Genomic DNA, 19,043 nt, shown 5'->3' with positions numbered 1-19,043 from the left:
CAGCGCAAAAAAGGACCGGCCTCAAAAAAGAAGGGCCGGTCCGCAGCCCGAAGACGGCGGATCGACCCCAGTGAGGGAGATGCGGGGGCCGGCGGCGCTCCGGAACCGTCAGGATCGCCGCCGGCTCCTCATTCGATCGCCGCGCGCCAGTCGATGCCGGGAGCGGCCAGCCGGTCGATATCGACGGACTCCTCGCCGGGAACGCGGATGCGCTTGAACTTCATCTCGGGCGAACCGATCGGGATGGTGGCGTCGATGCCCCATTTCGCCCCCAGCCCCTCGTCGGTCGAGGGGTCGAGCTTGGAACACTGGCTGTTCCCCACCACCACCAGATCGCGGTCGGCCTGGAAGCGGGTGGCGACCGCCCATTCGACCTCGCGCGCGTTGTGGATGTCGACGTCGGGATCGACCACCACCGCATGCTTGATGTCGTAATGGGCGGCAAAGGCGCCGAGCAGGACGTTCTTCGCCTCGCCATGCTGGGTCTGCCGCAGCTTCACCACCAGATGGTAGCGGCCGACCCCGCCCAGCGAAAGATGGACGTCCTGCACGTTGGGGAAGTTGCGCTGGAGCGTCGCCAGGATCGTCGCCTCGCGGGGGATGGCGCCCAGCAGCAGATGCTCCAGCCCGCCGCCGACGATGGTGTGGAAGAGCGGACGGATACGGTGAGTCACCGCGTCGACCTGGATCACATGGCGGTCGGCGCGCTCGCCGTAATATTGCGGGAACTCGCCGAACGGCCCCTCCGCCTCGCGCACCCGCGGCAGCAGCCGGCCTTCGATGACGATCTCGGCCTCGGCCGGGACGCGCACGCGGTTGGTCTTGCAGCGCACGACGTCCAGCGGCTCGCCGCGTAGCGCCCCGGCGATCTCCAGCTCGTCCTGGCCGACCGGCACGATGGCTTGGGAGGCCAGCAGCGTCGCCGGATCGACGCCGATCACCAGCGCGATCTCCAGCGCCTCGCCCTTTGCTTCCGCCTTGCGGTAGAAATGGTCGGTATGGCGCGGCAGCAACAGGATGCCGATGCGATCCGGCCCATTGATCTGGCAGCGGTGGATCGAGACGTTCTGCACCCCCGTCTCCGGATCGCGGGCGATGGTCAGCCCGGCGGAGATGTAGGGACCGCTGTCATGCTCGTTGTGGGTCGGAATCGGCAGCAGCCGGGTCAGGTCGATGGCACCGCGGTGGGCGACCTCCTGCGCCGGCGCCTCCGTCACCTCGCGCCAGGGCAGGGGTTCGGCGGCGGCGCGCTGGCAATGGGCGATCAGTTCGTCCCCCGGCACCCCCAGCGCCTCGGCCATCCAGGCCCGGTCGGACACCAGGCCCGACACCACCGTGCCGGAATGGCCGTCGGGGTGGGGGAACAGCGTGGCGGTCGTCCCGTCCAGGCGCTTGGCAGCGGCGGCGAGCTGGTGCACCAGCCCGACGCCCGGCCGCATCACCGTCAGGCGGTCGGTCGCCTCCAGCCGGTCGAGCCAGCCGCGCAGGCTGTAGGCGGCGCTCCGCGTTTCCGGGACCGGAGACAACACCGGGGGCGGGGTGGGGAAACGGTCTATGGCGTGGTTGCTCATGGCTGTCTGCCTTGGAATAGACGGTGCGACGATGCGGGCAAGAGGGCGGGCGTGGCCCTGGCTCAAGCGGCGTCCCGCATCGTCCGGGAGGAGGACATCAGGCGCGGCAGGTGGCTAACGCTCATCACGATCAGCGGGATGACCAGGGCGACATAGGCGTTGTCGATGCCGTAGGGATCGCCGGCCAGATACCAGCCGATGGTCAGCACCAGCGACAGCAGGATGCTGGTGAGGGCGCCCTTCGGCGTGCCGAACTGCGGCGCGTAGAAGATGAAGAGGACCAGCACGGCCAGGGTCAGGCGTAGCGACTTCGCCAGGAAGGTGACCTTCAGCACGTCGGGGGCGAAGATGGCGAGCGGGATCGGCAGCAGGCAGACGGCGGTCGACGCGATCCGCACGAACATCAGCGCCCGGGAGTCGCCGGCCGTGACCGCATCGGTCTTATGGACGGCCGGCAGGTAGAAATCCTTGTAGAGCAGGGTCGCCGTGCCGATGCTGATGGCGGAGATCGTTCCGAACAGCGAGCCGGCCAGACCGGCGACGACCACCGCCGCCATCAGGCTGTCCATCTGCGACACGATCATCGGAAAGGCCTGGAGCGCGTTGATCTTCGGGAACATCAGCGACGCGCACATGCCGCACAGCGCCGCCGCCAGCCCGAAGGGCACCAGCAGCAGGGCGGTGTAGAGGCTGGCCCGCTGCGCCTTGGCGGCGTTGTCGACGGTGCTGATCGCCTGGAGCACATACTGGGTGGAGAAGACGGCGCCGGTTCCCGCCAGGATCCAGGCGAAGATCTGCGGCCAGCCGGCATTGCCGACCTCGAACATCTCGGCCGGCAGGCGGGCCTGCAGTTCCCCCATGCCGCCGACCTGCGACAGGGCGAAGGCGGTGGCGACGATGATACCGATATATTTGACGATCGCGTGCATCACGTTGGTGTAGATGACCGACCGCATCCCCCCCATGCTGACATAGAGCGCGGCGACCATCCCGGTGATGACGATGGCGGTCGCCCGGTCGATCTTCAGCAGCCCGGCCAGCACAGCGCCGCCGCTGGCATAAACGGAGATGGCGACGATCTGCAGCGCCGCGATCATGATGATGCTGGTGGCGAGCTTCGTCCCCTTGCCGTAGGTCTTCGCCATCACGCCGGAAATGGTGTTCTCGCCCAGATCCTTGAACTTGCGGGCGAACAGGAAGGCGTAGAACACGAAGCCGATGCCCAGCGCCGCGAGGTTCCACGCCGCCGAGATGCCCCACTTGTAGGCGGCCTGGGCGGTGCCGACGCTGGCGGTGGTGCCGATGAACTCCGACATCAGCAGGAAGCCCACCAGCAGCGCCGGATAGGTGGCGCCTCCGGAGGTGAAATTATGCGCTGTGTTGGCGAAGCGCTTGGCGGCATAGCTGATGACGCCCATCGCCAGGATGTAGACGATGGCGAGCGACATGGCGGTCCAATTGGCGTCCATGGCGAATCTCCTCCCGGTGTGGCAAGGCCCGCCCGTTGCCTGGGTCTTTTGCGGGCATGTGGGTGCGTGCGGGGCCGACGATGTCGGCCGGCCCGATCGACGGCGTGCTGCGGTGCAGGCGCGCTATGGCGCGGACGCACCGGCGTGCGATGGCATATGGTCGTGAAGCGGGGTTCCGCTCTGGATGAGGGCGGTCCGGAACTCCTCGGTGAACAGGCGGACGACATGGTCCAGCCCGTCGGCACCGGCGGCGGCGTAGGCCATCAGGAAGGCACGGCCGGCGAAGGCCGCAGCGGCTCCCCGCCTGCGGGCGCGCAGCAGGTCGAGGCCGGAGACCATGGAACCGTCGACCAGGACGGTGGCACGGCCGCGCACCCGTTCCTCGATCGGCGGCAAGGCGTCGATGGCCGCCGGCGCCGCGTCGAACTGGCGGCCGCCATGGTTGGAGACCAGGATGCCGTCGGCCCCCAGCGACACCGCCTTGTCGGCATCGTCCGGATGCAGGACGCCCTTGACGATCAGCGGACCGCGCCAGGCGTCGCGGAACCGGGCGACCGACTCCCAGGTCAGCGGACCGGTCATCTTCTGGTAGACGAAGCCGGCGAGATCTCCGGTGCTGGCCTCCGGACCCAGATAGGGTTCGAAATTTAAGAAGCGCGGCTGGCCGCGCCGTAGCATGGCCAGCGCCCACAACGGCGCCCGCGCCACCTCCCAGGCCGTCCGCAGGGTCGGGCGGAACGGCACGACGAGGCCGTTGCGCACGTCGCGCACCCGCTTGGAGCGGACCGGCACGTCCATCGTCAGCACCAGCGCATGGGCACCCGCCGCCTGCGCCCGGCGGATCAGGTCGAGCGACACCGCATGGTCGTTTTCCGGCACATTGTAGAGCTGGTACCAGAACACGTCCGGGGCGATGCGGGCGATGCGCTCGATCGAGCTGTTGGCGACCGTCGACATCACATAGGGGATGCGGGCGCGCTGGGCCGCCGCGGCGATCGCCTCGTCGGCGTCCGGCCACAGCAGGCCGGCCAGCCCCATCGGCGCCACCCCGACCGGCAGGGCATAGCCGCGGCCGAACAGCGTGGTCTCGATCGATACGCCCCGCAGATCGACACCATAACGCGGCACGATCTCGATGGCGTCGAGCGCCTGGCGGTTGCGCGCCAGCCCATGATCGTCCCCCACCCCGCCGGCGACGAAATCATAGGCGAAGCGCGGAGTCCGCCGCCGGGCCTGCGCCGCGAGATCGGCGACTGTGGGGAAGCGGCGGCGCAGCCGCGCCGCCTCGCTGCTCAATCCACCGCTGCCCCAGCCGGCCCCGGCCGTGGGGGTCGCTTGCGGCTTCGGAACGGACGGCACCGCGGAGGCTTGAGGCGTCGCCGCCTCCATGGCCGGATCGCGCGTCGACATCAGTAGTCGCACAGCACGTTGACCAGCGCCTGACGCCGCTCTTCGGTCACCACTGCCACCGCGCGGCGCAGGGTGTCGCGCAGCTCCTCCGGCCGCTCGACCCGGAAGCCGACGCCGCCGCTCGCCTCCACCAGCTTTTCGAAAGCCGGCGACGGGCTGAGGTCGGCCAGCATGCGCCCGCCGCTGCGTGCGGCGACGCCGGTCTTGTACATCGCCATGGTGGCGTTGCGCACGGCACCATAGAGCTGGTTGTTGAAGACGATGGTCAGCACCGGCAGGTCATGGGCTTCGCCGACCCAATGGGAAGCCGTCGGGTTGGAGAACATGTAGGCGCCGTCGCCCAGCGTCGCCACCACCAGCCGGTCCGGGTTGGCCAGCTTGGCCCCTAGCGCCGCCCCCAGTCCCCAGCCGAGGCCGCCGGCGGCGCTGAGACCGAAATAGGTGCCGCTGCGGGTCTGGGGGCAATGGTCCAGACGCAGGGGATATTCATTGACGACGATCGCGTCCGGACCGACCGCCTCACCGATGCAGGCGCTGAGCCATTCCGGGCCGATGCGGCCGTCGGACGGCACCGTGTCGGCAGACACCCGCTTGCCGGCCAGCGCCTGCGACTGCGCCCGCAACGCGTGGCCGCGGGCGGCGATGCTCTTACGGTCCAGCCGCTCGTGACGATCCAGAATGGCTTCGATGGCCGTCAGCACGTCGGCGGTCTCGCCGGCGACGCAGAGATCGGAGGGAAAGCTGCGCATCGGATAGCGGGTGTAGGCGGGATCGGTCGCGACATGCACCACCCGGCAGCCGGCCGGCGGCGATTCCAGCGCCGGGATCCAGGGCACGTCGGCCTCCAGCGCGATCACCAGATCGGCCTGGGCCAGCAGCCCGCCGGGCAGCGAGCCGAGATTCATCGGATGGTCAGCGGCGATGTTGAGGAAGCGCGGGTGGAAGGAGACCACCGGCAGGGCGAAACGCTCGGCCAGGCGCGCCAGCGCGTCGAAACCGGCCTGGGTGCGCCCGGCGCCCTGGGTGACGATCAGCGGACGTTCGGCCTCGGCGATCCAGTCGGCCAGGGTGCGGATGTCGTCGGGCTGCGGGTGGGGAGCGGCGGGCGCGGCGCGGCGCCCGGCATCCGGTCGGGACACGCGGATCGGGTCGGCCAGCACGTCGCGCGGCAGCGTCGCATAGACCGGACCGCGCGGTGCCGTCATCGCCACTTGCCAAGCTCGCGCCACCATGTCGCCCGCTTGTTCGGGCAGATGGAGTTCATAATCCCACTTGACCGCCTCGCGCAGCATGCCGCCCTGGTCGAACATCTCCTGCGCCCAGTGGATGTAGCGGGTGCGGGTGCCGTGGCGGCCGCTTTCGCTGTAGGGGGAGCGGCCGGCGAACAGCAGCACCGGGGTTTCGTCGCGGCTGGCGTTCAGCACCGCGTTGACTGTATTGGCGGTTCCGACATTCACATGCACCATGACCGCCTGGGGCCGTCCGGTGGTCATGTAGACCCCGTGCGCCATCGACACCGCGAGATTCTCGTGCGGGACCACCATGGGGCGCGGAACGGCCGTGCCGGACTCCTCCGCCCGGGCGAACGCCTCGGCGATCGGGGGGAAATCGGTTCCGCCGTTGGCGAAGAAGTAATCGACGCCGAAAGCGGAGAGTTGAGCCAGGAACAGATCCGATGCACTCCGCTCCGATTGCCCATTTTCGTTCGCATTCGATTGGCTATCGACCAAGGATTGTACTCCCTCAACGTGCATTGGCTGATTGTTGCTGCTCGTTCCGCCGCTTCATAGGTCGCTCAATTGGGAACGCTAATCAAATAATTTAAAATCATCGGCCCGATCATCCGATTTGATCGCATGGCTGACTGATGGATTTGCCGACCTTTGCCCACCCGGGGGCCGCAAGATTCCGCCGCCGTTGGTAGCGCCATCAGTTTTTATGATTATCAGCATTCCCAATCATTATTTGTGATGGGAATCCGGTTTCACCATAATCCGGCGGCAACACATGCGCCCCGCCCGCGGGCGGGACCGACCAGGATGAGGATGCCGACCGATGAAGATGTCCGCCGATACGCCGCACCACGGCACAGGTCCGGACGGGCGCCCATGTCCCGCGGCGCCGCAGCGGCTGATCGTCGGCATTTCCGGCGCGTCGGGTGTCGTGTACGGCATCCGGATGCTGCAGACCCTGCGGGCGCTGGAGATCGAGACGCATCTGGTGCTGACCCGCTCGGCGGAGGTCACCATCGCCATGGAGACCGACTGGAAGATCGCCGAGGTCCGCGCGCTCGCCAGTGTCGCCCATCCGGCGGACGACATCGCGGCGTCGATCTCCTCCGGGTCGTTCCGGACGATGGGGATGGTGGTGGCGCCCTGTTCGATGCGCAGCATGTCCGATATCGCCTGCGGCACCACGACCGGTCTGTTGAGTCGGGCGGCCGACGTCGTGCTGAAGGAGCGGCGCCGGCTGGTTCTGGTGGTCCGTGAGACGCCGCTCCATCTCGGCCACCTGCGCACGATGACCGCCCTGGCCGAGATGGGCGCGATCATCGCCCCGCCGGTTCCCGCCTTCTACGCCAAACCGGACGGGCTGGACGACCTGATCGACCACACCGTCGGGCGGGTGCTGGACCTGTTCGACCTGGACAGCGGACGGGTGCGGCGCTGGGGGGAAACCGCACGCCGCTCCGGCCGGTCCTCTCCCCGCTCGGCTCCTGCCGGTCAGCCCAGCGGAAGTGTTTGATGGACCTGCGCCAGCTCCAGTATTTCATGTGCCTGTACGAGGAAGGCAACGTGACCCGCGCGGCGCGCCGGCTGAACGTCGTGCAGCCGGCGCTGAGCATGCAGATCGCCAAGCTCGAGGCCGAACTCGGCGAGAAGCTGTTCGAGCGCAGCCCGCAGGGCATGATCCCGACGGCGGCCGGCCGCACCATGTTCCGGCTGTTCCTGCCGATCCTGCGCGACATCGCCGCCGCCAAGCAGGAGATCAGCAATCTGGCCGGCCGCATCACCGGCCAGGTCTCTATCGGCCTGATCGCCTCGGTCACCCAATCGGTGCTGTCGCGGACGATCGAGATCTTCTCCAACCAGTATCCAAGCGTGGAGTTGAGCGTCGCCGACGGCTACACCGCCACCTTCGTCGAACAGGTGACCTCCGGCCAACTGGACATCGCGGTGATCAACCGGCCGCGCAAGCGGCTGGCGCTGGAAACCACGGACATCCTGAACGAGGAGATGGTGCTGGTCAGCGGAGCGGCCCGGCCGCCTCCCTTGCCCGACACGGTGCGGCTCAGCGACCTTGCGCAGTTCCGCTTGGTTATCCCGTCCAAGCGGCACGGGCTGCGGGCAGTGCTGGAGCAGGCCGCCGAGGCGCAGGGCATCGACCTGAAACCCCAGTTGGAGATCGACACCCTGATCTCCATCGCCGAACTGGTCGCGCGCACCGACTGGGTCACCGTGTTGCCCAGCATCGCCGTTCATCGCGGTCTGGCCGACGGCACCCTGCGGGCAACCCCGATCGTGGAACCGACGATCATGCGCACGCTCGCCTGGCTCCATCACCCGCGGCGGCCGCTCAGCCTCGCCGCCGTCCGGTTCATGGAGACCATGAACGAACGCCTTATCGAGGCTGCCAACCCCGGCGCGCATCTGGACGCCGGCCGTGCCGCCGCCGAGAGCCATCAGGCGAAGTGATCCCATTGATTAGAATAGACTATTTGCCTTGACGCCACCGCCGGGGATTAGCTGGCTGTGGGACAGAGGGCGCCTAGGTCCCGCGCGTCCCTTGCAACGAAAACGTCCAATGGACATGGGAGGACAACAGTGACCAACCTGAACAGCCTGCAGTGGATCGACGGTGCGTGGGTGCCCGGCACCGATCGCTTCGCCAGCATCAACCCAGCCGACGGCAGCATCGTCGGCCATGCCGCCGAGGGCGGACGCGCCGAGGCCGAGGCCGCCATCGCCGCCGCGCATGCCGCCTTCCATCGTCCCGATTGGGCGCAGAACCCGCGGCTGCGCCAAGCCGTTCTGCTCGGCTGGGCCAACAGGCTCGACGCCGAGGCGGAGGATCTCGCCCGCCTGCTGACGCTGGAGAACGGCAAGGCCATCGCCCAGTCGCGGGGCGAGATCGCCGGTGCCATTTCGGAAATCCGCTATTATGGCGGCCTCGCCCGCCACGTCCCCGGCCATGTGCTGGAGGTCGAGCCGGGCGTCCTCTCCACCATGCTGCGCGAACCGGCCGGCGTGGCGGCGCTGATCATCCCGTGGAACGCGCCGGCGGTGCTGCTGGCGCGAGCCATCGGCCCGGCGCTGGCCTGCGGCTGCACCGTCGTGGTCAAGCCGGCGGCGCAGACCACCCTGCTGACCGCCGCCTTCCTGCGCGCCCTGTCCGAGGTCCCCGGCCTGCCCCGCGGCGTCTGCAACATGGTCAGCGAGACCGGCCATGCCGCCGCCGCCCGGCTGGTCGACTCACCGCTGGTCGATGTGGTCAGCTTCACCGGCTCGACCGCCACCGGCAAGCGCATCATGGTCGCGGCAGCGGACACTATGAAGAAGCTGTCTCTGGAACTGGGGGGCAAGAGCTGCTGCGTCGTCTTCCCCGACGCCGATCCGGCGGAGACCGCGGCGCGCATCGCCACTGCCGCCACCATCATCTCCGGCCAGCAATGCACCGCTGCCCGCCGGGTGCTGGTCCATGCCTCGGCTTTTGACGCGATGAAGACGCATTTGCGGGCGGCGCTGGCTGCCATGACGGTAGGGAACGGCCTCGATCCGGCGATACGGATGGGACCGCTGATCGACCGGCCGGCGCGTGACCAGGTGCAGACCCAGGTCGAACGGGCCTTCGATACCTGTGACGAGGTGCTGCTGCGCGGCGGCGTGCCGACGGACTCCCCGGCCGCCGCGTCGTTCCTCACCCCGTCGCTGGTGGCGCACGACGACCCGTCCGCCTTCTTCTGCCAAGACGAGATCTTCGGCCCCTTCCTTGTGCTGGAGCGTTTCGAGACCGAGGCGGAGGCAGTGGCCAAGGCCAACAACACCGTGTTCGGCTTGTCGGCCAGCGTCTGGACCCGCGACGGCGCCCGAGCGCTGCGCATGGCCCGGGCGTTGCGCAACGGAACCGTCTGGATCAACGACCACAACCGCCTGTTCGCCGAGGCGGAAACCGGCGGCTACCGGCAAAGCGGGTTGGGCCGGTTGCATGGCTATGATGCCTTCGCCGATTTCACAGAGCTGAAGCACATTTGCCAGACGGTGGGAACCATCGGCTGATTGATCTTTCCCCGGTTCGGTGGCTCTCGCGCCCTTGGTGGAGGCCTGTGTGAGCACGCCGGCCTGGATCCAGTTGACAGCATAAAATGAACCGGAACCACGCATATTCCGGCCGCAAAACTGTCCGGAAAGGAGGCCAAGCTCTGTCTCCAGCCCCTCGATCACCTCCAGCAGGTGGGAAAGCGAACGGGCCAGTCGGTCGGTGCGGGCAACCACGAGGATGTTGCCACGCTACATACGGTCGACTGCCTTGACGAGATCCGGCCGCGACCGGCTGGCCTCCGATGCCTTCACATCGAAGATCAACCCCGCAGCCGGTGTCCTTCAGCTCGTCGAGCTGAAGGCCGCTTGACCCTCGGTGGAGACACGGAGGTAGTCGATCAGGGCTATAGGGACGCTCCGGGCCGAAGGTCGAAACGCCCCTTTGTACAGTTTGATCAGGTTTGAGGAAATGATCATTTGGCCGCCTGTACAGAGTGTTTGACCAGGCAGCAGCCCGCGCAGGCCGTCTCTGCATGCTCACCGAAGCCGACGCCCATCGTATTGGTTTCCAGGTGCGTCGCTTCACGAAACGCCGAATTGCCTCCTATATTCATCTACTCGCCGGTGCCGCTACACGAGGGAATGCAGAACAGGAAAGGTCCTTTCCTATCGCTGCAGGCCAGACGCCACGTCCGGCGCAGCCGGTCGTGCAGACGGCGCCACAGCCCGAGCCGGGTCCAGCAGGCAAACAGAGTTTACAACGTGCCGAACGGGATGCCGGTGAGCTGCTCGATGGCGCGCCATCACATGCTGCAGAAGCATACGCACCAAATCGCCAAAATCGCCTTGCGCAGCGCCGCTCCGGTGAGAGGATCTTTGGGCCCGGTGCGGGCTGGACGAGTGCCGTCACTCGCCATCGCCGTCAGCCCGAACAAGCACCTCCTCGACAAAGGCATCGGCATCCGAGAACGCGTCCCAGGAGGCTGGGGTGGTGCTTGCGGGACGAATGGCAGTGCCCATAGAATGCGAGTCCAAGCGGTGACATCGAGGGCGGCAGACCGACCGGATCACGCCCCTGCCGCAACACCCTTGCTCAGCTCAAAGTAGCATCCCGGCTAAAGCCGGATGGGACGCGCCTGCTGCGAACAGGTTCTCACTTTGCCCGGTCGCCGAGAAGTTGACGGTGCCCCAAAGTCGCATGACCATGACTACGAGGGGGTTCGGGACACGCCGCAGCCTCGCCGGCTATGGGCCGATCGCCGCCGAAAGGACCGGGTAGCGGGCGATGGTGGCCGAGATCGCCGTCGCCGCCGCGCGTAGAGCGAACAGCCGCTCATCGACCAGCGTCTGTGGCGTCAGTAGCCCTGTATAGCCGGAGGAATTCACCGCTGCGACGACCTCGTTGCTTGTCCCGTGGATCGGCACGGCTAGCGCCGTAATGCCGTAGTCGAGCTGGTCGACGGTCGTTGCGTAGCCGTCGGCACGGGCTTGCAGGATTATGGTGCGTAGAGCGTTCTTGTCGGTGACGGTGTGGCGGGTCAAAGCCTGGGGCGTCATCTTATCCAGATAGGCGTCCAATGCCGTGTCCGACAGTCCGGATAGCAGCACGCGGCCCAGCGAGGTGGCGTGCGCCGGATAGCGGGCGCCGATTACCGCGGTTGCGCGGCGGGCATGCTGGACCGAGACGTGCGCGATGTAGATCACGTCCGTACCGTCCAGCGTCCCGACAGAAGACGCATCGCCGTAAGTGTCGACCATACGCTTCAACTCGGGCTTCAGCAGTTCTTCGATGCGGGCCGAGACATAGTATGCCGAACCCAGCGCCATCACCTTCGGCCGCAGGTGAAATCGCTTGTTCTTCTGCCCGACATAACCGAGCGCCATCAGCGTCAGCAGGGAGCGCCGCGCCGAGGACGGTGATGCATCGATCCGGCGCGCCACCTCGCTTAGCGTCATCTCGCCATGATCGGCGTCGAATGCCTCAATGACCGCCAAGCCTTTGGCGAGCCCTTCGACGAACTCTACGGGTTTTTCCGAATCGTCCAAATCCATCCTCGCCTATTGCGCGTCCGCGCTCGTCACCGGCGCAATCAGACACGAGGGCGGAGGCTAACGCCGCCGAACATTTACGATCAAGATTTTTCGCATTCCGAAATGTCGAACCGGACGCTCTGCTTTGCCAGAGAGTGCCGCAGAGAGGCGATAATTCGTTCGTCTCGCAATCATTCTTCTTGACTCCCTTGTCGATAAGCGAAAGAATTTTCGCTATGAGAAAAAATTGTCCGGGAGCTGATCGTTGAGAATTGGAAAGCAGGACAATGCGGTCACCGCCATCGCAACGTCCGATGCCGACAGCATCACCGTCCGTGGCTTCGACCTCTGCTCAGAGCTGATCGGTGCCGTCGATTTCGTCGACCATTTCTGGCTTCTGGTGACCGGCGACCGGCCGAATGCGGCGCAGCGCATGGTGACGAACGCCTGTCTGGTCTCGCTTGCCGAGCATGGACTGGTGCCCAGCGTGCAGGCGGCGCGCATGACGCTCGCCGCCGCACCCGAGGCTTGGCAAGGAGCGATGGCCGCCGGCCTGCTCGGCATGGGCAGCGTGGTCGCCGGCAGTTCGGAAGTGGCCGGACGCTACCTAGCCGAACTGGCGCAGGAGACCGAGGCCTCCGGCGCCGACATGGCGGCGGTCTGCGCGCGCAACCTGGAAGCGATGAAAGCGTCACGACGCAAGGTTCCCGGACTTGGGCACCCGCAGCACAGTGGCGGCGATCCGCGCGCCCACCGGCTGATCTCGATTGCCGAGGAGGCCGGCATCGCCGGCGTGCATGTCGCCGTCCTGAAGACGCTCGACGCGCTGGGGGCTGACATATTCAAGCGCCCGCTGCCAATGAACGTGTCGGGCGCCATTCCGGCGGTGATGCTGGACGCCGGCTGGCCACTGGAGGCGATGAAGGGCATTCCGCTGCTGGCACGCTGCGCCGGCCTCGTCGCCCATCTGTTCGAGGAGGCGCGGCGTCCCATCGGCTTCATCATGTCCCACCAGGCCGACATGGCGATTGGTTACGACGGCCGCCCAGCCTCCCCGGCCGGCCGCAAGACGGAGTGACGACGATGACCAAAATGCTCGCCGCCATCCGTGTCGTGGAGATGGGGACTTACATCACCGGCCCGGCCGCCGGCATGCACCTTGCCGACCTCGGTGCCGATGTCATCAAGGTGGAGCGGCCGGGGGAAGGCGACCCGTTCCGAGCCTTCAAGGGCGGCCTCTACTCCCCGCATTTCCAGACCTACAACCGGAACAAGCGGTCCATTGCGCTCGACCTGCAGGAGCCGGGGGACCGAGCGGTTTTCGACGGGCTGATCGCCGAGGCCGACGTCTTCATCCAGAATTTCCGGCCCGGGGTGGCCGAGCGCATGGGCTTCGGACCCGAGCAGCTCCGCGCCGCCAACCCGCGGCTGGTCTATTGCGCCATCTCCGGCTTCGGCCGCACCGGCCCATATCGCGACCGTCCGGCCTTCGACACTGTGGCCCAGGCCGCAGCCGGATACCTTCGCCTGCTGACGCCGCCCGATCGGCCGCGCGTCATCGGCCCGGCCATCGCCGACGCGGTGACCGGCCAGTATGCCGCCCTCGGCATCATGGCGGCGCTGCTGCAGCGGGCCGCAACCGGGCAGGGACGGGTGATCGACATCTCCATGCTGGAAGCGATGACCCATTTCAACCTGGACAGCTTCACCCACTACTTCAGCGCCGGCGAGGTGATGGGACCGCTCAGCCGGCCAAAGGTGTCGCAGTCCTACACCTTCGCCTGCGCCGATGACCGCTGGCTGGCGATCCATCTCTCCTCTCCCGTCAAGTTCTGGGAGGGACTGACCGATGCGGTGGGGCGGCCAGACCTGCGCGAGGATCCGCGCTTCGCCGAACGCCCGGCCCGCATCGCGAACCAGGACGCGCTGATCGATATCATGGCGCCGCTGTTCGCCGCCAAGCCGCGCGACGAATGGTGCGCGACGCTGGAGACGCTCGGCGTCCCCCATTCCGCCGCCTATGACTCCGACGAGGCGCTGGAGGATCCGCAGGCACTTCACCTCCGGCTGGCGGTGGAGGCCGAGCATCCGGTGATGGGCCGTTTCCGCACCGTGCGCCCTCCCTACACCGTTGACGGCGAACCGGACCTCCAGGTCCTGCCGCCTCCCACACTCGACGAACATGGCGCGGCCATCCGCGCACATCATGCCTCCGGCGCGTCAAGCCGTTGGCCGGCAGCCTGAACACCAAGAACGGGAGGATAACGAGATGAAAATGGGCTTCAAGGCGTTCCGCAAAACCGGCCTCGCCCTGCTGGCGGCGGTGGCGACGACGGCACTGACGGCCGGCACCGGCCATGCGGCGGACACGATCCGCATCGGCCTGTCCACCAAGGCGTGGTTTCCCTCCTTCGTCGCGGAAATCACACAGCAGCAGGGCATCTTCACGAAGCACGACATCAAAGCCGAACTGACCGTCTACCAGAGCGGCTCGGAAGCCCTGACCGCCATCGCCGCCGGTGCCGCCGACCTGATGTCGAGCAATCCCAGCATCGTCGGCGAGGGACGCGAGGCGGGAGTGAACGTCAAGATGGTCGCCATGCTGGCGACCCGGAATTTCGGCTGGCAGATCATGGTGCCGCCCAAGAGCGGCATCAAGACCGTCGCCGACCTGGCAAAGCACAAGGTCGGCATAACGTCGGCCGGTTCCAACACCGACCTGCTGGCAAGCTGGGTAAAAAAGAAGTACGGCATTGACTTCATTGCCATTCCGGTCGGCGGTGCCGGCCTCGTCCCCAACCTGATCAGCGGCAACCTGGACGCCGTCATCATCTATCCGCCGCTCAGCTACCAGGTCGCGCTCGACGGCAACGGTCGCGTGCTGACCGACTTCAGTGACGTGATGCCGCCCCATCTCGAGGCCGGCTGGGCAGCCGACGACGAGTATGCCGCCAAGCACAAGGATGCGTTGAAGCGAGCGCTGACCGCCCTGTTCGAAGGGGTCGCCTACATCAAGGGCAATCCCGACGCGGTCATTCCGCAGCTCGCCAAATACGACGGCATCTCGGTCGAGGTCGCCAAGCAGGAATACACCAACACCTTCGGTCATCTGTCCGACGACGGCGCGATGACCAGGGAACTGGTTCAGGAGACGTTGAACCTCTACGCCAACGGTAAGAAGGAGCTGGATGCGGCGGTGCTGTTCGACAGCTCCTTCACGCCCGTCGCAATCGCGCGCTGAGGCCAGAGATGGCGACGCGCGACGCGGTGTTGGGTTACGGAGCGGCGGGAGCCGTCTTCCTGGCCCTGTGGGAGGCGGCGCCCCGGTTGGGCTGGATGGACGGGCGGTTGCTGCCGCCCTTCTCCGACGTCGTCGCGGCGCTGGGCGCCATGGCGGCAACGGCGACCTTCTGGCAGCAGGTCCAGCTCACCCTGCTGGAAACGTTGACGGCCTTCGCCATCGCTCTGCCCGTCGGCGCCCTGCTGGGGGTGCTGGTGCAGGAGAGCCGGTTCGCCTCACTGATCTTCAAGCCGCTAATCTTCTTCGTGTTCAGCATCCCAAAATCGATCTTCCTGCCGATCTTCATCCTGATTCTCGGCATTGCCTTCTGGCAGAAGGTCGCCTTCGGCGTCTTCTCCACCGTCTTTATCGTGATGATGACAACCTTCTCGGCGGTGGAGTCGGTGCGCGAGGACCAGTTGCGCGTCGCCCGCTCCCTCGACGCCTCGACCATGCAGAAGATTCTCTTCGTGTATCTGCCGAGCATGACGCCGGTTCTGCTGGAGGCGGTGCGGGTGGCGATGATCTTCAACTTCACCGGCATCCTGCTGGCCGAGATGTATGCCTCCCGCGAGGGAATCGGCAATGCCATCGGCGTCTGGGGCCTCGGGTTTCAGATCAAGGAGCTGCTGGCGATGGTGCTCTTCGTCTCGGTCCTGGCAATCAGCTTCAACGAGGCGATCCGCTACCTGGAAGCCAAGTGCGAACACTGGAGGAACTGACTGTGATGCCCCGCATGACACAAGCCACGGCCTCCATCCGGAAACGGCACGGCACCACCATGTCGGTGGTCGGGCCCGACCACCCTGCGGCCGACGCAGGCAAGACGCTGGACGTCCGCGACCTCAACCACACCTACAGCGTCAACGGCAAGACAACGCAGGCGCTGCAGGATATCGCCTTTAATGTCTCCGCCGGCCGCTTCATCTCCATCGTCGGGCCGAGCGGCTGCGGCAAGTCCTCGCTGCTGATGATGCTGGCCGGCCTGCTGACGCCGAGCGAGGGCAGGATCGCCGTCGGCGGCCGGCCTCTGGTCAAGCCCGACCCGACCCGCGTCGGCGTCGTCTTCCAGGACGCCAGCCTGTTCCCCTGGCTGACTGCCCGCCGCAACGTCGAGTTCCCGCTGTTCCTGCGGGGCGTCGCCAAGGCCGTCCGGCGCGAGAAGGCCGAGGAGGCGCTGGCGCTGGTCGGGCTGGAACGGTTCGCCGACAGCCTGCCGCACGAGCTGTCCGGCGGCATGAAGCAGCGCGTTTCCATCGCCCGCGGTCTCGTCCAGGATCCGCCGATCCTGCTGATGGACGAGCCCTTCGCCGCGCTGGACGAGCAGACCCGCATCACCATGGGCGACGAGCTGCTGCGCATCTGGGAGAAGGCGCGCAAGACCATCGTCTTCGTCACCCACGGGCTGAGTGAGGCGATCTACCTGTCCGACGAGGTGCTGGTACTGTCCGGACGTCCCGGCCGCATCCTTGATCGCGTGGCCATCGACCTGCCGCGTCCGCGGTCGCTCGACATGATGGCGCAACCCCGGTTCGCAGACCTGCGTGAGGCGATATGGCATATGATCAAAGCGTGACGCACGTCCCGCGCGGAAGCGGAGCGTCCGTCGGGATAAGCCTGGAGACCAAGGCCCGGATCTGCCGCTACGCCATCATCGCCGCGGTGATCGTCGCCTGGGAAATCGTGCCGCAGCTCGGGCTGGTGCCGCGCCTGTTCCTGCCGTCACTCAGCAGCACGCTGGCAATGCTGATGGCGCATTCGGGCGACTTCGCAGTCCAGATGCTGGTAACGCTGCAGGAGGTCGGTATGGCGCTGGTCTTCGCCTGCGGCTTCGGCATCCTCTTCGGCCTGTGGGTCGGCAGCACCTTGACCGTACGCAAGGCGCTCCTGCCGGTGGTGTCGGCGCTGTTCGCGGTGCCGCTGGTGGTGCTCTATCCGCTGTTCACGGCGTGGTTCGGCATCGGCTCGGCTTCCAAGGTGGTGTTCGCCAGCGTCTATGGACTGCTGCCGACGGTGCTGGGGACCGCGGCCGGCGCGCAGACGATCGATCGCCAACTCACCCAGGCTGCCCGCAGCATGGGGGCGACGCGCCTCCAGCAGATCCTGTGGGTCACCCTTCCGGCGTCCGTCCCCACCGTACTGGCCTCGTTCCGGCTCGGCGGAGCGCTGGTGATCGTCGGGGTGGTGGTCGCCGAGATGATGATGTCAAGTGCCGGCATCGGTTTCCTGCTGTCCAAGTACCGCACTCAACTCAACAGTTCCGGCGTCTTCGCCGCCATCATCCTGATCCTGGCGCTGGCCATCGGGTTCGACCTTGCGGTGCAGGCCATCGAGAGACGATGGACCGGAGGCGTCAGGAACAAGGCGGCGCGCCGTCCGGCGGATGCGCCGTGAGCAAGGAGAGGCCAGCGCGATGAAGAAAGTCACATTGAGCTTCGACAATGGTCCCGATCCGGACACCACCCCGCAGGTGCTGGACGTGCTGGCCCGCCACGGCGTGACCACCACCTTCTTCGTGGTCGGTGAGCGGCTGCGCGATCCCGGACGCCGCGCGCTGTGTGCGCGTGCGCGGGCGGAAGGGCACCTCATCGGCAACCACACCTACAGCCATATCATGCCGCTGGGCATGAGCGCCAACCCGGACCTGCCCGCCTGGGAGATCGGCAAGGCGCAGGATCTGATCGGCACGTTGTCGGAGCCAGCGCCGCTGTTCCGCCCGTCCGGCGCGCTGGGCGCGCTGAACGACACGCTGTTCAACCGCCAGGCGCTCGACTATCTGGTGGCCGGTGGCTACACCTGCGTGCTGTGGAACGCGGTTCCGCGGGACTGGGACGACCCCAAGGGCTGGGTCGACCGTGCGCTGGACATGTGCGAACAGCAAAGCTGGCCTCTGGTCGTGCTGCACGACATCGACACTGGTGCGATGGACTCGCTCGACTGCTTCCTGGGCGAACTGGCGCAGCGCGACATGACCGTGGTCCAGAAGTTCCCGCCCGACTGCGTCCCCATCGTCGGCGGCCGGATCGTCGGCCCGGTGGAGCGCTATGTCGCCGCGTGACGGGGTGGCGGACCCTGCCGCTGCCGGCCGCACCGTCGACCTGACGACCCCCGACGGGGTCAGGCTGGCGGTGCAGGATTGGCGCCGTCCATCGAGCGGACGGGACGTGCTGCTGATCCACGGCTTTTCGCAGTCGCACCGATGCTGGCGGCGGCAGACCGCCGGGATGCTGGCCGGGCGGCTCCGGCTGGTGACATACGACAACCGCGGCCATGGAGGGTCCGGCAAACCGGCAGAGGCCGCCGCCTACCGCGATCCGGTGCTGTGGGCAGACGAGGTTCGGACGGTGATCGACGGTATGGGGCTCCAACGGCCCATCCTCGTCGCATGGTCCTATGCTGGGAGAATTGTGCTGGATTATTTGACGCGTCACGGTGACGGAGCGGTCGGCGGCCTTGTCATGGTCGGCGCCACCAGCACGCTCGCCCCTGTTTGCGTCGGACCAGCCGCCGCCCTGATGGCGGCGATGGGGCACGAGGACCGGGCAATAGCGGATGCCGCAGCCGCGGACTTCATCGATCGCTGCACCCGCCGACCGCTGCCCGCGGAGGAGGCGGAGGCGATGCGGAGCCATACCGCACTGACGCCGCGGGAGGTGAGGCGCGCCCTGGTGGGGCGGCCGGCCGACTACGACGCCACTCTGAGCGGGCTGCGCGTCCCCGTGCTGGCGATCCATGGCGAAGATGATGCGGTGATCCGCCCGGCCATGGCGGAGCATACCATCCGGCAGGCCGGGCACGCCGAACTTCGCCTCTACCCGGACGTCGGCCACATGCCGTTCTGGGAGGCGTCCAGCCGGTTCGATGCTGATCTGGCAGCCTTCGCCGACGACTGCCTGTGAGGATCTGTGAGAAAGCAACCGCCACTGGTGTCGTGAACCGGATGCCCTACAAGGCGGATGCGAGCCACCATAGGTCCCGCAGAGCCATCATCGGGCTGACAATTGAGTGGCGGCGGGAGGGACGG

16 protein-coding genes are annotated in these 19,043 nt (G+C 67.1%); 11 read left to right on the top strand and 5 right to left on the bottom strand.

Annotation, left to right across the window (positions count from 1 at the left end):
• Positions 1-128 precede the first annotated feature (128 nt).
• The 4 genes from B9N97_RS30455 to B9N97_RS30440 form a co-directional block, all read right to left on the bottom strand.
• Positions 129-1,571, bottom strand: a complete 1,443-nt coding sequence (locus B9N97_RS30455) for a UbiD family decarboxylase (RefSeq protein ID WP_244561019.1) — start codon at positions 1,569-1,571, stop codon at positions 129-131.
• 62 nt (positions 1,572-1,633) lie between these two features.
• A complete protein-coding gene (locus tag B9N97_RS30450) occupies positions 1,634-3,040 on the bottom strand; it encodes a sodium:solute symporter family protein (RefSeq protein WP_085091554.1) in 1,407 nt (468 codons plus the stop codon).
• A 123-nt stretch (positions 3,041-3,163) separates the two neighbouring features.
• Positions 3,164-4,450: an alpha-hydroxy acid oxidase gene (locus tag B9N97_RS30445; RefSeq protein WP_244561018.1), complete on the bottom strand. Its 1,287-nt coding sequence runs from the start codon at positions 4,448-4,450 to the stop codon at positions 3,164-3,166.
• Positions 4,450-6,180 (bottom strand): thiamine pyrophosphate-requiring protein, encoded by a 1,731-nt coding sequence (locus tag B9N97_RS30440; RefSeq protein WP_244561017.1) that lies wholly within the window; start codon positions 6,178-6,180, stop codon positions 4,450-4,452. The genes B9N97_RS30445 and B9N97_RS30440 overlap by 1 nt, the downstream gene beginning before the upstream one ends.
• Before the next feature lie 331 nt (positions 6,181-6,511).
• Here B9N97_RS30440 and B9N97_RS30435 point away from each other — a divergent pair, with 331 nt between their 5' ends.
• The 3 genes from B9N97_RS30435 (at position 6,512) to B9N97_RS30425 (ending at position 9,726) form a co-directional block, all read left to right on the top strand.
• Positions 6,512-7,195 (top strand): UbiX family flavin prenyltransferase, encoded by a 684-nt coding sequence (locus B9N97_RS30435; RefSeq protein WP_085091810.1) that lies wholly within the window; start codon positions 6,512-6,514, stop codon positions 7,193-7,195.
• Complete coding sequence (locus tag B9N97_RS30430; protein ID WP_085091552.1) at positions 7,195-8,145, top strand: LysR family transcriptional regulator; 951 nt, start codon at positions 7,195-7,197, stop codon at positions 8,143-8,145. The genes B9N97_RS30435 and B9N97_RS30430 overlap by 1 nt, the downstream gene beginning before the upstream one ends.
• Before the next feature lie 129 nt (positions 8,146-8,274).
• Positions 8,275-9,726, top strand: coding sequence for an aldehyde dehydrogenase family protein (locus tag B9N97_RS30425; RefSeq protein ID WP_208621314.1), 1,452 nt, complete (start codon positions 8,275-8,277; stop codon positions 9,724-9,726).
• A 1,227-nt stretch (positions 9,727-10,953) separates the two neighbouring features.
• Here the strand turns inward: B9N97_RS30425 and B9N97_RS30420 are convergent.
• Positions 10,954-11,760, bottom strand: coding sequence for an IclR family transcriptional regulator domain-containing protein (locus B9N97_RS30420; RefSeq protein ID WP_085091551.1), 807 nt, complete (start codon positions 11,758-11,760; stop codon positions 10,954-10,956).
• A 244-nt stretch (positions 11,761-12,004) separates the two neighbouring features.
• Between B9N97_RS30420 and B9N97_RS30415 the strand changes: the two genes are divergently transcribed.
• From B9N97_RS30415 to B9N97_RS30380, 8 genes are read left to right on the top strand one after another with little or no spacing between them, the layout of a single operon-like run.
• Entirely contained in the window at positions 12,005-12,817 is an 813-nt protein-coding gene (locus tag B9N97_RS30415) for a citryl-CoA lyase (RefSeq protein ID WP_085091550.1), read from the top strand.
• Positions 12,818-12,822: 5 nt separating this feature from the next.
• The gene (locus B9N97_RS30410; protein ID WP_085091549.1) at positions 12,823-13,983 is read left to right on the top strand and encodes a CaiB/BaiF CoA transferase family protein; all 1,161 of its coding nucleotides are present in this window, start codon (positions 12,823-12,825) and stop codon (positions 13,981-13,983) included.
• Positions 13,984-14,008: 25 nt separating this feature from the next.
• Positions 14,009-14,980 (top strand): ABC transporter substrate-binding protein, encoded by a 972-nt coding sequence (locus tag B9N97_RS30405; protein ID WP_167393426.1) that lies wholly within the window; start codon positions 14,009-14,011, stop codon positions 14,978-14,980.
• Between the two features lie 8 nt (positions 14,981-14,988).
• Complete coding sequence (locus tag B9N97_RS30400; protein ID WP_085091547.1) at positions 14,989-15,741, top strand: ABC transporter permease; 753 nt, start codon at positions 14,989-14,991, stop codon at positions 15,739-15,741.
• Positions 15,742-15,755: 14 nt separating this feature from the next.
• On the top strand, positions 15,756-16,595 hold the full coding sequence (locus B9N97_RS30395; protein ID WP_085091808.1) for an ABC transporter ATP-binding protein: 840 nt from the start codon (positions 15,756-15,758) through the stop codon (positions 16,593-16,595).
• Entirely contained in the window at positions 16,592-17,413 is an 822-nt protein-coding gene (locus B9N97_RS30390; protein ID WP_167393425.1) for an ABC transporter permease, read from the top strand. The genes B9N97_RS30395 and B9N97_RS30390 overlap by 4 nt, the downstream gene beginning before the upstream one ends.
• Positions 17,414-17,432: 19 nt before the next feature.
• Positions 17,433-18,077: a polysaccharide deacetylase family protein gene (locus B9N97_RS30385; RefSeq protein WP_085091545.1), complete on the top strand. Its 645-nt coding sequence runs from the start codon at positions 17,433-17,435 to the stop codon at positions 18,075-18,077.
• Positions 18,064-18,918 (top strand): alpha/beta fold hydrolase, encoded by an 855-nt coding sequence (locus B9N97_RS30380; RefSeq protein WP_085091544.1) that lies wholly within the window; start codon positions 18,064-18,066, stop codon positions 18,916-18,918. The genes B9N97_RS30385 and B9N97_RS30380 overlap by 14 nt, the downstream gene beginning before the upstream one ends.
• Positions 18,919-19,043 lie beyond the last annotated feature (125 nt).

The organism is Azospirillum oryzae (genome assembly GCF_900177515.1).
GTDB lineage: Bacteria > Pseudomonadota > Alphaproteobacteria > Azospirillales > Azospirillaceae > Azospirillum > Azospirillum oryzae_A.
Note: the sequence above shows the minus strand (reverse complement) of the source record. Positions and strands in the feature narration are given on the sequence as shown.

Coding starts and splice junctions, on each gene's coding strand:
- B9N97_RS30435 (WP_085091810.1), top strand. CDS start 6,512: ATGTCCGCCGATACGCCGCACCACGGCACAGGTCCGGACGGGCGCCCA.
- B9N97_RS30445 (WP_244561018.1), bottom strand. CDS start 4,450: ATGTCGACGCGCGATCCGGCCATGGAGGCGGCGACGCCTCAAGCCTCC.
- B9N97_RS30450 (WP_085091554.1), bottom strand. CDS start 3,040: ATGGACGCCAATTGGACCGCCATGTCGCTCGCCATCGTCTACATCCTG.
- B9N97_RS30430 (WP_085091552.1), top strand. CDS start 7,195: ATGGACCTGCGCCAGCTCCAGTATTTCATGTGCCTGTACGAGGAAGGC.
- B9N97_RS30420 (WP_085091551.1), bottom strand. CDS start 11,760: ATGGATTTGGACGATTCGGAAAAACCCGTAGAGTTCGTCGAAGGGCTC.
- B9N97_RS30395 (WP_085091808.1), top strand. CDS start 15,756: ATGACACAAGCCACGGCCTCCATCCGGAAACGGCACGGCACCACCATG.
- B9N97_RS30405 (WP_167393426.1), top strand. CDS start 14,009: ATGAAAATGGGCTTCAAGGCGTTCCGCAAAACCGGCCTCGCCCTGCTG.
- B9N97_RS30410 (WP_085091549.1), top strand. CDS start 12,823: ATGACCAAAATGCTCGCCGCCATCCGTGTCGTGGAGATGGGGACTTAC.
- B9N97_RS30380 (WP_085091544.1), top strand. CDS start 18,064: ATGTCGCCGCGTGACGGGGTGGCGGACCCTGCCGCTGCCGGCCGCACC.
- B9N97_RS30400 (WP_085091547.1), top strand. CDS start 14,989: ATGGCGACGCGCGACGCGGTGTTGGGTTACGGAGCGGCGGGAGCCGTC.
- B9N97_RS30455 (WP_244561019.1), bottom strand. CDS start 1,571: ATGAGCAACCACGCCATAGACCGTTTCCCCACCCCGCCCCCGGTGTTG.
- B9N97_RS30385 (WP_085091545.1), top strand. CDS start 17,433: ATGAAGAAAGTCACATTGAGCTTCGACAATGGTCCCGATCCGGACACC.